We start from the raw sequence: 12389 nt of genomic DNA, 5'->3' as shown, positions 1-12389 counted from the left end.
GCCGTACCGGCGTGCGCGACCGGCGCGGCATGCGGATCGCCCGTTTCGTGGTGCTGCTCGCGTTCGTGCTGCTGTTCCTGATGCCGGTGTACGTGCTGTTCGTCACCAGCTTCAAGTCGCTTCAGGAGGCCGATCCCAGCAGCGCGTGGAACCTTCCGGGGCAGTGGAGCACGCAGGGCTGGTCGGCCGCCTGGGAGTCGCTGCGCGGCGGGCTGGAGAACAGCGTCAAGATCGCCGTCACCGGCTCGCTGATCTCGGCGGTGCTCGGCTCGCTCAACGGCTACGTGCTGTCGAAGTGGCGGTTTCCCGGCGCGGACGCGGTGTTCACGCTGTTCCTTTTCGGGATGTTCATCCCGTACCAAGCGGTGATGATCCCGCTGGCGGGTTTACTGACCGATATGGAACTGGTCGGCACCATCCGCGGGCTGGTTCTGGCGCATGTGGTGTACGGCATCCCGATCTGCACGCTGATCTTTCGGAACTACTACGTCACGATCCCCGACGAGCTGATCGAGGCCGCGCGGGTCGACGGCGCCGGGATGCTGCGCACCTACGCCTCGATCGTCCTGCCGGTGTCCGGCCCCGCCTTCGCGGTCACCCTGATCTGGCAGTTCACCTCGATGTGGAACGACTTCCTGTTCGCGGTGTTCCTGGGCGCGCCCGACAGCTGGCCGGTCACCGTCATGCTCAACAACACGGCCGGGTCGGGAGCGGTCGCCGTCCAGTACAACCAGCAGATGGCGTCGGCCCTGCTCGCCTCGCTGCCCACTCTGCTGGTATACCTGCTGCTCGGACGGTTCTTCATGCGCGGGCTGATGGCCGGAGCCCTCAAGGGATGACACGCGAAAAGGCCCCCGACGCGCGAAATAGCCCATTGGTTTCCTGATCGGCCAGAACAGGCCAGAGATCATTCCGACCGGTGTTCCCGGCGGAAAACGCGGATAAGCTCACGGCCCAATATCTGGCTTTCGTTCCCTCCCTCCCGACGATCCCGCGACACCGCGGGCAGGGCCGGACGTGTTCCCCGTGCCGATCGCGGCGCAACCCCGCCAACACGCATCGCGGCGGGCGGGAGCGAAAGCCCCTTCCCTCTTCGAGGAGAGCGAAATGCATCCCACCCGACTGGCGGCCGCCGGTGCCGCCGCCGCACTACTGGTCCTGGGTATGGCGGGCCCTGCCCTGGCGACGCCCACCGACGACCCCAGCAGCCCGCCGACCACCGAGGCCCCCGACCCGTCGGACTCCCCGACCCCGTCGGACCCGGACCCGAGCGAGCCGCCGACGTTCGAGTTCGGCTTCGATGACGTGAAGCTGTCGACGACGCGGGTGGTGCCCGGCGGGAAGACCACCTTCACGGTGACCTGCCCGACCGAGGTCACCATCACCAGCAACGCCTACACGCAGGACCCGCTTCCCGTCAGCAAGACCGGTGACGACACCTGGACCGCCACCGGCACCTTCAAGTCGTCCCTGCCCAACCCGTCCATCGCGCGGGTGACCTGCAAGGACCACGGCACGGTCACGTTCACCACCAACCCGGAGAAGGGGGAGATGAAGCCCGGCAAGCCGACCGGCAAGATCCCCACCGGGCGGATCGACACCGGTGACGGCAGCACCCAGGGCGGCCCGGGCATGCCGCTGCTGGCCGGGGGCTCGGCCGCCGCGCTGGCCGCCGCGGGGCTGGGCGCGCTCGCGCTGCGGCGCCGGGCCGGGCGGGAGAGTTCCTGAATTGCCCCAGCGCATCACCATCGCCGGTCGCCGCGCCGCGTGCGCGGCGGCCGGCGTGCTGCTCACCGGGCTCCTGATCGGCGCCTGCGGCGGTGACGGGACGCCCACCGCCCGCGGTTCCGCGTCGTCCCCTCCGGCCTCGGCCGCCCCGGGAACGCTGAAGGAGGCGCCGCCGCTCGCGGAGTCCCTGCCCGAGACCATCACGATCCCCAAGATCGGCGTATCCGCCCCGGTCGGCACGATCGGGCTGCGTCCCGACGGCCGGATCGAGGAGCCGCCGCTGAGCCGTCCCAACTACACCGGCTGGTACAAGGAGGGGGTCACGCCCGGCGAGGCCGGGCCTGCGGTGATCCTCGGCCATGTCGACGCCAACAAGAGGGCCGCCGTCTTCTACAGGCTCAAGGAGCTGAAGCCGGGCGACCTCATCCGGGTGGCCCGAAAGAACGGTACCGTCGCCACGTTCGCGGTGCAGCGCCTCCAGAGCGTGGACAAGGACGCGTTCCCGCACAAGAAGGTCTTCGGCGAGCAGATCGACTACTCGTCCCTGCGCCTGGTGACCTGCGGCGGCGCCTTCGACCCGTCCAGCGGCCACTACAAGAACAACATCATCGTGTACGCCAAGCTGGTCCAGGGCGTCTGAACGGCCCGTCTCCCCTCCGGTCACCCCCTCCCGGAGAGGAGACGGTCCGGCGGGCCGCAGCCGTTTTGCCGAACGGGGCGAATGGAGGGAAAATCTCTACGTCGCGCCGTACCGTCCTCGGTCGCGGCCCGACCGGGAGACGGACGAAGCGGATTGGAGTCCGTGTGCAGGCGATCAGCGTGCAGCAGCCCTGGGCCTTCGGGATCGCCCGCAGCGGCAAGGCCATCGCCAACCAGGCTCTGCCGACCGCCTACCGCGGCCCCCTGCTCATCCACGCCTCCATGCGCGTCGACCTCAAGGCGTGCGACCATCCCCTGATCCGCTCCGCGGGCTGGGACCCGCGCGACCCCCTCGCCACCATCGGCGCCGTCATCGCCGTCGCCCGCCTGGACGACGTCTGCTCCAAGGCCCTGGTCGAAGGCCCCTGCGACTGCGGCCCCTGGTCCCAGCCGGGCGCCCACCACTGGCGCCTGACCGACATCCAGCCCCTCCCCCGCCCCATCGTCGCCCTCGGCCGCCCGGAACTGTGGGAACCCACCCAGACCCTGCTCACCAAGGTCGAATCCATGCTCACCACAACCACTCAGTCCAATCACGGCGCCTGAGCGTCAGCGTTCGACTACATTGAGTCGCGGCAGTCGGGCGGGGTACCGTAGTCCTGGGTGGATCTGTCGCGCCATCGATGGGAGCGGAACGTGAGCGTCGCGCACGACCACGGTGGATTCGGTCCGTACACGGTGGAAGACCTGCACGCCCGAGAGGACGAAGGCCGAGGCCTTGAACTCGAGGACGGATGGCTGGTCGACTTGCCGCCACGCCCGTTGCATCAAATCGCTTATCGGAGGCTTCACGAGTGTATCGAGGCGGCTGCGATACGGGCGGGCGCTTCCGTCTACGTTGATAGAGGCGGGGATTGGGAGATCAGCACCCCGGCGGGCATCCGGAGACCTGACGTGTTCGTTGTACCAGAGCACGTTTACCATGCCTGGCACGACGGCGTGACCACCACCTCCGGCCAGGACTTGCTGCTTGTCGCAGAAGTGGTCTCACCGGGTAGCTCGACCGAGCGTACAGACCGTGTCCGTAAGCTCAGGGAGTACGCCGAACTGAACATCCCCCAGTATTGGATCGTTGACTACACCCCCACCCCCAAGGTGGAGGTCTACGTCTTGGACGACAACGAGACCGATCCCGCTGGGAATAGGACTGGCGCCTACCGCCTACATCTTTCGGTCGAGGCGGGCAATACTCTGGAAGTCACAGTGGATGCGGACAAACCGTTCACCGTGCGCTTCGACCCTCAGGTACTTACGGCACGCTGAGGTCGGTCACCTCGCGGAGGCGGGCGAGTTCTTCGGCGATCTTGTTCAGGGGCCGGCTTGCGTTGAGGCCGCTCGCCCTCGGCCGCCCGGAACTGTGGGAACCCACCCAAACCTTGCTGACCAAGGTCGAATCCATGCTCACCGCCACCCAACACCCTTCCTGAGCGCAATCGATCGGCTACGATAAGTCACCATGGCGGCAGGGGTAACGTTGTCCGCGACCGACGTTGATCCACCACGCCACCGACGGGAGCGGGCCATGCGCAGTCAGCGGGTGCATGACCATGGCGGTTTCGGCCCGTACACGATCGAGGACCTGCACGCCCGAGCGGACGACGGTAAGGGCCTCGAGCTTGAGGATGGGTGGCTGGTCGAGTTGTCCCCGAGCGCGCCGCACCAGTGGGCAGTGGACACGCTCCGAGATCTGATCAGGGACGCCGTGCGCGAGGCGGGCGCCGACGCCTTCGTCGTCGGCGGCGGCGAATGGGAGATCAGCACGCCCGCCGGCATCCGCAAACCGGACGTCTTCGTGGTTCCCAGGGACGCGGCCCGAGCCTCCATCGTCCACCGCGACCCCACCACGATCCCGGGCGGCGAGGCGCTGCTGGCGATCGAGGTGATCTCGCCCGGCAGCTCCAGCGAGCGCACCGACAAGGTCCGCAAGCTCAAGGAATACGCCATGCTCGGCATCCCCCAGTACTGGATCGCCGAGTTCACGCCGGATCCCCTGGTGCATCTCATGATCTTGGACGAGGAGGCCACCACCTACCGGGCGGATTCGGTGACCAGGCGGGGTTCGGTGTTCAAGGCCGTGATCCAGGCGGACGTGCCCATCGAGGTGAGCTTCGATCCCGGCGTCACGGCGGAGTTCTGAGGGCGGCGCACTCGCGGAGGCGGGTGAACTCGGCCGCGATCCTGGTCAGTTGCCAGCTTGCGTTGAGGCCGCTGGGGTTGGGGAGGATCCACAGGCGGGACGGCCCGAAGGTGTCCGGTTGCGGGCCGATCTGTGCGCGGGGGTCGCCGAAGGCGGTGCGGTACGCGGTGACGCCCGCGACGGCCAGGTAGGCGGGGCGGTGGCGTTCGACGAGGGCGCGCAAGCGCAGGCCACCTTCGCGTAGTTCCTCGGGGGTGAGCTCGTCGGCGCGGGCCGTGGTGCGGTGCGCGAGGTTGGTGATGCCCAACCCGTACGAGGGCAGCAGGTGCTGTTCGGATGGGGCCAGGCGGCGCGGAGTGAAGCCGGACAGGTGCAGGGCGGGCCAGAAACGGTTGCCGGGGCGGGCGAAGTGGTGGCCCGTGGCGCCGGAGTAGAGGCCCGGGTTGATGCCGCAGAACAGAACGCGCAGGGGTTCGCCGTCGGGTGGGAGGACGTCGGGGATGACGCGGTCCCGGGCCGCCTCCAGGTCCTCTTTGGTGGGGCGCATCAGATCAGGTTACGGACGATCAGGGTGACGGCGGACGCGCCTACCACGATGAGGATGGCCTTGCGCATGCGGCCGTCGTCCACGTACCGGCGTACCGGCCCCGCCACCAGGAAACCGGTCAGGACGAACGGGGTGAGGGCCAGGCCGGCGGTGACCTGCTCCCCGGGGAGCCGGCCCGCGGCGGCGAGGGTGGTCAGGGAGAGGGCGGCGCCGATGGTGAAGAAGACCGCGAGCGTCGCGCGGACCTTGGGGCCGCTCTCGTGCTGGTAGAGCAGGGCGAGCGGGGGGCCGCCGATGGCCGAGGCGGTGCCGGTGGCGCCGGCGACGAGCCCCGCGGTGGTGAGGGTGCCCGGGTTGCGCGGCACCCGTCCCGACCACAGGCCGGCGCCGAGCGCGGCCAGCACCATCCCGCCGACCAGGACGCCGAGCACACGGGTGGGGACGGTGGCGACCACCCAGACGCCCAGCGGGGTGCCGATCAGGCGCCCGCCGAAGGCCCAGCCGAGGCCGCCGAGGTCGGCGTGCCGGACCTCACGGGTCAGCGTGGCCAGCGGCAGGACGGTCGCCGCGACCAGGAGGGCGCCGGGCATCAGGTGGGGGTACAGCATCGTGACGATCGGCGTGGCGACCAGGCCCACGCCCAGTCCCACGCTGCCCTGCACGATGGAGCCGATCAGCGCGGCCAGCCCGCCGACCACGAGGAAGTCCGTTGTGGGCACGTGCGGGGACGTTACATCCCATATTTCCCGACCGGGAAACATGGGCCGCCTCCTGGGGGGTGGAGGCGGCCCATGGCGACGCGGGTTACTTGCGGAGCAGGTTGCGGAGGACGTACTGCATGATGCCGCCGTTGCGGTAGTAGTCGGCCTCGCCCGGCGTGTCGATGCGGACGACCGCCGTGAACTCCTTGTCGTCCGCCTTGACGGTGACCTCGCCGACGGGGCCGTCGTTGAGCTTGTCGACCCCGGTGATGTCGAAGGTCTCGGTGCCGGTCAGGCCCAGGGACTCGGCGGACTCGCCGTCCTTGAACTGCAACGGCAGGACGCCCATGCCGATGAGGTTGGAGCGGTGGATCCGCTCGTACGACTCGGCGATGACGGCGCGGACGCCGAGCAGCGCGGTGCCCTTGGCGGCCCAGTCGCGGGACGAGCCGGAGCCGTACTCCTTGCCCGCGATGACGACCAGCGGGGTGCCCTGCGCGGCGTAGTTCTGCGCGGCGTCGTAGATGAACGACTGGGGCGCGCCGTCCTGGGTGAAGTCGCGGGTGTAGCCGCCCTCGACCCCGTCCAGGAGCTGGTTGCGCAGCCGGATGTTGGCGAACGTGCCGCGGATCATGACCTCGTGGTTGCCGCGGCGCGAGCCGTAGGAGTTGAAGTCCTTGGGCCCGACGCCGTGGTCCTGGAGGTACTGGGCGGCGGGGGTGCCCACCTTGATGGCGCCGGCCGGGGAGATGTGGTCGGTGGTGACCGAGTCGCCCAGCTTGGCCAGGACGCGGGCGCCGCGGATGTCGGAGACCGGCTCGGGCTCCATGCCCATGCCGTCGAAGTACGGCGCCTTGCGGACGTAGGTGGAGTCCGGGTCCCATTCGAAGGTGTCGCCGGTGGGGATGGCCAGCTCCCGCCAGCGCGCGTCGCCCTTGAAGACGTCCGCGTAGTCCTGCACGAACATCTCCTGCCCGATCGAGCCCTCGACGATCTCCTTGATCTCCTCAAGGGAGGGCCAGAGGTCGCGCAGGTACACCGGGCCGTCGGTGCCCTCGCCGATGGGGTCGTTGAGGATGTCGATGTCCATCGTGCCCGCGAGCGCGTAGGCGACCACCAGCGGCGGCGAGGCCAGGTAGTTCATCTTCACGTCGGGGTTGATGCGGCCCTCGAAGTTGCGGTTGCCCGACAGGACGGAGGTGACGGCCAGGTCGGCGTCGCTCACGGCCTTGGAGATCTCCTCCTGCAGCGGGCCGGAGTTGCCGATGCAGGTGGTGCAGCCGTACCCGACCAGGTTGTAGCCGATCTTGTCGAGGTACGGGGCGAGGCCCGAGCGCTCCAGGTAGCCGGTGACGACCTGGGAGCCGGGGGCCAGCGAGGTCTTGACCCAGGGCTTGCGGGTCAGCCCGTGCTCCACCGCCTTCTTGGCCAGCAGCCCGGCGCCGACCATGACGTACGGGTTGGACGTGTTGGTGCAGGAGGTGATCGCGGCGATCACGACGGCGCCGTGGTCGAGCTCGAAGGACGTGCCGTCGGCGAGCGTCACCCGCGTCGGGTTGTGCGGCCGCGAGGAGCCATCGGTGGCGTGCGCGCGGGGCCTGTCGCCGTTGGCGTCGTGGGAGATGGCCGGGGAGTCGGACGCCGGGAACGACTCGGCGGACGCCTCGTCGGCCGGGCCCTCGATGCCGTCCGACCCGTCGGACGCGGAGACGTAGTTGCGGACGTCCCGGCGCCAGGTCTCCTTGGCCTCGGAGAGGGAGATGCGGTCCTGCGGGCGCTTGGGCCCGGCGATGGACGGGACCACCGTGGACAGGTCCAGCTCCAGGTACTCGGAGAACTCCGGTTCCACGGACGGGTCCAGCCACATGCCCTGCGCCTTGGCGTACGCCTCGGTCAGCGCGATCTGCTCCTCGCTCCGGCCGGTGAGGCGCAGGTACGACAGGGTCTCGCCGTCGATCGGGAAGATGGCGCAGGTGGAGCCGAACTCGGGGCTCATGTTGCCGATGGTGGCGCGGTCGGCGACGGGGAGCGCGGCCACGCCCTCGCCGTAGAACTCCACGAACTTGCCCACGACGCCGTGCTGACGCAGCATCTCGGTGACGGTCAGCACCAGGTCGGTGGCGGTGGTGCCGGCGGGCAGCGAGCCGGTGAGCTTGAAGCCGACCACTCGCGGGATCAGCATCGAGATGGGCTGGCCGAGCATCGCGGCCTCCGCCTCGATGCCGCCGACGCCCCAGCCGAGCACGCCGATGCCGTTCTCCATCGTGGTGTGGGAGTCGGTGCCGACGCAGGTGTCGGGGTACGCGACGCCGTCACGGTCGAACACGACGCGGGCCAGGTGCTCGATGTTGACCTGGTGGACGATGCCGGTGCCGGGCGGGACGACCTTGAACTCGTCGAAGGCGGTCTGGCCCCAGCGCAGGAACTGGTAGCGCTCGCCGTTGCGCTCGTACTCGCGCTGGACGTTGCGCTCGAAGGCGTCCGGCGACCCGAAGTAGTCAACGATGACGGAGTGGTCGATCACCATCTCGGCGGGCGCGAGCGGGTTGATCCGGGACGGGTCGCCGCCCAGGTCGCGCACGGCCTCGCGCATGGTGGCCAAATCGACGACGCAGGGCACGCCGGTGAAGTCCTGCATGATGACCCGGGCGGGGGTGAACTGGATCTCCTTGCTGGGCTGGGCCTTGGGGTCCCAGCCGGCCAGCGCGCGGATGTGCTCGGCGGTGACGTTGGCGCCGTCCTCGGTGCGCAGCAGGTTCTCCAGCAGCACCTTGAGGCTGTACGGGAGCCGGGCCGAGCCCTCGACGGCGTCCAGCCGGTAGATCTCGTACGACGTCTCGCCGACCTGCAGCGTGCTACGGCTGCCGAAGCTGTTCGCGGACACGGACTCCTCCTCCGTCACCGCCGCGCGTCCGGTGCTGCACGGGAGCGCGACGTGCTGCCTCATCTTCCGATATGCCCGGATATCCAGCGCCACGCCGGTCGCGGGGGGAAAGGCCGGCGAGGGCCCGGGCGGGGCGGTTCACCGTCCCCCTGAATCCTGCCCTAGTGACGGCCTTGCTCGAGAATCGGGGCCGACTAACTTCCGCAGGTTTTCTCTCGACATCAAGCTATCTGCGATTTGTCTTGACATCAAGTTACTTCGCCCGGGAACCATCTGGCCGTTCCCCTCGTCTTCGATATATCGTTGTCGTATCGCGAAAGATCAAAGAGAGATCTTGGAAGGCGGTGGAGCACATGGGGACGCGGCACGGTCCTGGACCGGACCTGGGCTGGGCGTTCGCCGCGGCGGCACTCGGGGCGAAGATGGCGCACAGGCGCTCCCACGACTGGAGCTGGGGATGCGGCCCGCGCGGCGAGGTCCCCGGCTGGTTCTTCGGCGGCGCGGGTCCATGGGGCCCGCCTCCCGGCCCCTGGGGACGGGGCGCCCCGCCGTGGGCGAAGGGCCGCAAGGGACGCGGACCGAGGGCGCGCAAGGGAGACGTGCGCGCGGCCATCCTGGCGCTGCTGGCCGAGGAGCCACGCAACGGCTATCAGATCATCCAGGAGATCAACGAGCGCAGCGGCGGCGGCTGGAAGCCCAGCCCCGGCGCGGTCTACCCGGCCTTGCAGCAGCTCGTGGACGAGGGCCTGATCCGCGGCGAGGAGGACGGCGGCCGCCGCACCTTCCACCTGACCGACGAGGGCCGCGCCCACATCGCCGAGCACCCCGAGGAGGTGGACGAGCCGTGGGCGGCGATGGCGCCCGACTTCGGCGAGGGCGTCCCCGACCTGTTCAAGGAGGCGGCCCGGACGGGCGCCGCGGTGATGCAGATCGTCCACTCGGGCACCCCCGAGCAGGTCGCGCAGGCCACGTCGGCGCTGGCGGACGCCCGGCGGCGCCTCTACCTGATCCTCGCCGAGGACGACGAGGACGCGGGCCCCACGACCCGCGAAGCACCCGAGGAGTGACGGTGACCCAGCCGGACGACATGCGGATCGGCGACGCCGAACGGGACGCGGTGACCTCGGCCCTCCACGAGCACTTCGCGGCGGGCCGCCTCGACCGCGAGGAACTCGACGAGCGGCTGGACGCCACCCTGGCGTCCAAGACCCAGGGCGACCTGAAGGCGATCGTCCAGGACCTGCCCGGCTCCAACGGCCTGCCCGAACCGGCGCCCAAGACCAAGCACAGGCATCGCCACCCCCACCACGCTCACCACCAGGGGATGCCGATGCGCCACCACCGCCCCGGCGCGTCCCCGGCCTTCCCCCTGCTGCTGATCGTGTTCACGGTGGTCGCCTTCACCGGCGGCTTCGGCGCCGCCGTCCTGGCGGTCCTCAAGGTGGCCCTGCTGATCTTCCTGGTCAGAGCAGTGGTGAGAGCAGCGCAAGCAGCCCGGTTCCATTCCCGCTGACCACACCCCAAGGGGGCAAGGGCCGGAGCCCCTACGCGGGGTCAGCGGTCACCGCCGCAAGCCTTCAGGCGAGCGGCGGGGGTCGTCGGCCCCGCATTCGGGGGGTGTGGGGGGTCGCCCCCCATAGGGATACGGCTAAGAGCCCGGCTTGTGTCCGGTTCGCGCATTGCAGTTTGTCCAGCAGGCGCGACACGTACCCCTTGACCGTGGCCTCGCTGAGGCAGAGGCGTTCGCCGATCTGGGCGTTGGTGAGTCCTTCGCCGAGGCAGGCGAGGACGTCGGTTTCGCGTTCGGTGAGCTCGTCGAGCAGTGCGCGGGCGCGGTCGCGTGCGGTCTCCTGTCCGGTGACGGTGGCGACGAGGCGGCGGGTGGCGGCGGCGGACATCACGGTGTGGCCGTCGGCGGCGACGCGGACGAGTTCGACGAGGTCGTCCGGCGGGGTGGATTTCAGCAGGAAGCCGGCGGCGCCCGCGCGCAGCGCCCTGATGACGTAGTGGTCGGCGTCGAAGGTGGTGAGCGCGACGATGACGGGCGGGTCGCGGTGGGCGGCGATGCGTTCGATGGCGGTCAGGCCGTCGACGCCGGGCATGCGCAGGTCCATGAGGACGACGTCGGGGCGGTAGCGCAGCACGGCCTCGACCGCGGCGGCGCCGTCGTGCGCTTCGCCGACGACCTGGATGTCGCCGGACGCGCCGAGGATGGTGTGGAGGTGGGCGCACACCATGGGTTCGTCGTCGACGACGACCACGTCGATCATGGGGCGGGCTCCGGCGCGAGCGTGACGGGTGGGGTGGCGCCGGCGGGGACGAAGGCGGGAAGGGAGGCTTCGACGGTGAATCCGTCGTCGCCGTCCGGTCCGAAGGTGATCGTCCCGCCGATGAGTTCGACGCGTTCGCGGAGTCCGGCGAGCCCCGAGCCGGATCCGCTGCCGGCCAGTTCGGCGTCCGCGGCGCGGGCGGGCGCGGTGTTGTGGACGGTGAGCCGTACTCCGTCCGGGCGGTATCGGACCTGGACGCGCACATGCGCGCCCGGCGCGTGTTTGCGCACGTTCGTCAGCGCTTCCTGCACGATCCGGTACGCGGTGCGGCCGGCGACGGGCGAGGCGGCCGGAGGGACGCCTGATTCCTCCAGTTCGACGGGCACGCCGACCGACGCGGATTCGGCGATGAGCGCGGACAGGTCGGGCAGGGGCGCGGCCGGTGGCGCGTCGTCGTCGCCTTCGCCGGTGCGGCGGAGGAGCCCGATGACGTCGCGGAGCTCTTCCAGTGCCTGGCAGCCGGTGCGGCGCAGTTCCTCGGCGGCGTCCCGGGTGCCGTCGTCGGGGGCGCGGACGCGCAGCGCTCCGGCCTGGAGCACCATCAGCGTCACGCGATGCGCGACGACGTCGTGCATCTCGGCGGCGAGGCGGGCGCGTTCCTCCGCCCGTGCCCGTTCGGCGAGCAGGTGCCGTTCGCGTTCGGCGCGTTCGGCGCGTTCGGTGAGGCCGCGCACCACGCTCCGGCGGGCGCCCATGTACATGCCGAGCAGCGCGCCGCCGACGATGACGACGAGGCTGCGGAAGATGATCGTCTCGACGGCGCCTTCCTGCTGGCCTTGGAAGGGCCGGAACGCCGTGGAGGGGATCGCCGTGCCGAGGAAGAGCACCGGCACGGCCAGTCCGGCCACGGCCGGCGCGGATTGCCGCCATTCGCGGGCGAACGCGGTGGCGGCGTACGCGGCGAACATCCCGGTCGGGGGCCACCAGGCGATCTGGATGTAGGCGGCGTCCCCTTCCGTGTACAGCAGGGTGCCGGGGGCGATGTGCTCCACGACGAGCGGCAGCACGGTGACCGAGGTGGTGGACCACGCGACCACGATGGGGGCGCGCCGCCGGAACGCCAGCGGCAGGGCGGTGAGCACCAGGACCACGGCGGTGAGGCCGCCGTGAGGACGCAGGATCGACCCGTTCTGGGTGGCCAGCGTGAGGCAGAACACGACCCCGAGGATCACCACGAGGGCGTCCGACGCGATGTCGATGGCGGGCCTTCCCTTCAGGGAGGACCACGCGAGTTGTGGACGCACATCCCCACGGTACGCACGACGGCGGCGCCCGCCACCCTACGAAAGTCGCGTGATCGCGGCGTTGGCCCGACGTTCGTCGTGGCCTTCCCCCACTTTCCGCTCTGCCGCGGCGTGGCCGT

13 protein-coding genes are annotated in these 12389 nt (G+C 70.2%); 8 read left to right on the top strand and 5 right to left on the bottom strand.

Annotated features, from left to right (window positions below; translation table 11 throughout):
- Positions 1-29 precede the first annotated feature (29 nt).
- The 6 genes from QSK21_RS10255 (at position 30) to QSK21_RS10230 (ending at position 4564) form a co-directional block, all read left to right on the top strand.
- On the top strand, positions 30-839 hold the full coding sequence (locus QSK21_RS10255; protein WP_285695395.1) for a carbohydrate ABC transporter permease: 810 nt from the start codon (positions 30-32) through the stop codon (positions 837-839).
- A 268-nt stretch (positions 840-1107) separates the two neighbouring features.
- Positions 1108-1728: a hypothetical protein gene (locus QSK21_RS10250; protein WP_285695240.1), complete on the top strand. Its 621-nt coding sequence runs from the start codon at positions 1108-1110 to the stop codon at positions 1726-1728.
- A 1-nt stretch (position 1729) separates the two neighbouring features.
- Positions 1730-2368 (top strand): class F sortase, encoded by a 639-nt coding sequence (locus tag QSK21_RS10245; RefSeq protein WP_285695239.1) that lies wholly within the window; start codon positions 1730-1732, stop codon positions 2366-2368.
- A gap of 164 nt (positions 2369-2532) precedes the next feature.
- Positions 2533-2973: an ASCH domain-containing protein gene (locus QSK21_RS10240; RefSeq protein WP_285695238.1), complete on the top strand. Its 441-nt coding sequence runs from the start codon at positions 2533-2535 to the stop codon at positions 2971-2973.
- Between the two features lie 90 nt (positions 2974-3063).
- The gene (locus tag QSK21_RS10235) at positions 3064-3690 is read left to right on the top strand and encodes a Uma2 family endonuclease (protein WP_285695237.1); all 627 of its coding nucleotides are present in this window, start codon (positions 3064-3066) and stop codon (positions 3688-3690) included.
- Between the two features lie 259 nt (positions 3691-3949).
- On the top strand, positions 3950-4564 hold the full coding sequence (locus QSK21_RS10230; protein WP_285695236.1) for a Uma2 family endonuclease: 615 nt from the start codon (positions 3950-3952) through the stop codon (positions 4562-4564).
- On the opposite strand, the gene mug is transcribed toward QSK21_RS10230, so the two are convergent.
- The 3 genes from mug to QSK21_RS10215 form a co-directional block, all read right to left on the bottom strand.
- Positions 4548-5111 (bottom strand): G/U mismatch-specific DNA glycosylase, encoded by a 564-nt coding sequence (gene mug / locus QSK21_RS10225; RefSeq protein ID WP_285695235.1) that lies wholly within the window; start codon positions 5109-5111, stop codon positions 4548-4550. The two genes, QSK21_RS10230 and mug, sit on opposite strands and share 17 nt — an antisense overlap.
- Positions 5111-5830, bottom strand: a complete 720-nt coding sequence (locus QSK21_RS10220; RefSeq protein WP_285695234.1) for a sulfite exporter TauE/SafE family protein — start codon at positions 5828-5830, stop codon at positions 5111-5113. The genes mug and QSK21_RS10220 overlap by 1 nt, the downstream gene beginning before the upstream one ends.
- Positions 5831-5915: 85 nt before the next feature.
- Positions 5916-8696 (bottom strand): aconitate hydratase, encoded by a 2781-nt coding sequence (locus QSK21_RS10215; protein WP_285695233.1) that lies wholly within the window; start codon positions 8694-8696, stop codon positions 5916-5918.
- Positions 8697-9049: 353 nt separating this feature from the next.
- Between QSK21_RS10215 and QSK21_RS10210 the strand changes: the two genes are divergently transcribed.
- Entirely contained in the window at positions 9050-9763 is a 714-nt protein-coding gene (locus QSK21_RS10210; RefSeq protein ID WP_285695232.1) for a PadR family transcriptional regulator, read from the top strand.
- 2 nt (positions 9764-9765) lie between these two features.
- Complete coding sequence (locus QSK21_RS10205) at positions 9766-10209, top strand: DUF1707 SHOCT-like domain-containing protein (RefSeq protein WP_285695231.1); 444 nt, start codon at positions 9766-9768, stop codon at positions 10207-10209.
- Between the two features lie 64 nt (positions 10210-10273).
- Here QSK21_RS10205 and QSK21_RS10200 read toward each other — a convergent pair whose 3' ends face one another.
- Both QSK21_RS10200 and QSK21_RS10195 read right to left on the bottom strand, forming a co-directional pair.
- Positions 10274-10966: a response regulator gene (locus tag QSK21_RS10200; RefSeq protein ID WP_285695230.1), complete on the bottom strand. Its 693-nt coding sequence runs from the start codon at positions 10964-10966 to the stop codon at positions 10274-10276.
- A complete protein-coding gene (locus QSK21_RS10195) occupies positions 10963-12270 on the bottom strand; it encodes a sensor histidine kinase (RefSeq protein ID WP_285695229.1) in 1308 nt (435 codons plus the stop codon). Before QSK21_RS10195 ends, QSK21_RS10200 begins: the two co-directional genes overlap by 4 nt.
- Between the last annotated feature and the right edge of the window lie 119 nt (positions 12271-12389).

The sequence above is a fragment of the Actinomadura sp. NBRC 104412 genome, assembly GCF_030269515.1.
Lineage (GTDB): Bacteria > Actinomycetota > Actinomycetes > Streptosporangiales > Streptosporangiaceae > Spirillospora.
Note: the sequence above shows the minus strand (reverse complement) of the source record. Positions and strands in the feature narration are given on the sequence as shown.

Bases quoted from the DNA above. Each gene is read 5' to 3' on its own strand.
- QSK21_RS10255 (WP_285695395.1), top strand. From the start codon at position 30: ATGCGGATCGCCCGTTTCGTGGTGCTGCTCGCGTTCGTGCTGCTGTTC.
- QSK21_RS10250 (WP_285695240.1), top strand. From the start codon at position 1,108: ATGCATCCCACCCGACTGGCGGCCGCCGGTGCCGCCGCCGCACTACTG.
- QSK21_RS10230 (WP_285695236.1), top strand. From the start codon at position 3,950: ATGCGCAGTCAGCGGGTGCATGACCATGGCGGTTTCGGCCCGTACACG.
- mug (WP_285695235.1), bottom strand. From the start codon at position 5,111: ATGCGCCCCACCAAAGAGGACCTGGAGGCGGCCCGGGACCGCGTCATC.
- QSK21_RS10210 (WP_285695232.1), top strand. From the start codon at position 9,050: ATGGGGACGCGGCACGGTCCTGGACCGGACCTGGGCTGGGCGTTCGCC.
- QSK21_RS10200 (WP_285695230.1), bottom strand. From the start codon at position 10,966: ATGATCGACGTGGTCGTCGTCGACGACGAACCCATGGTGTGCGCCCAC.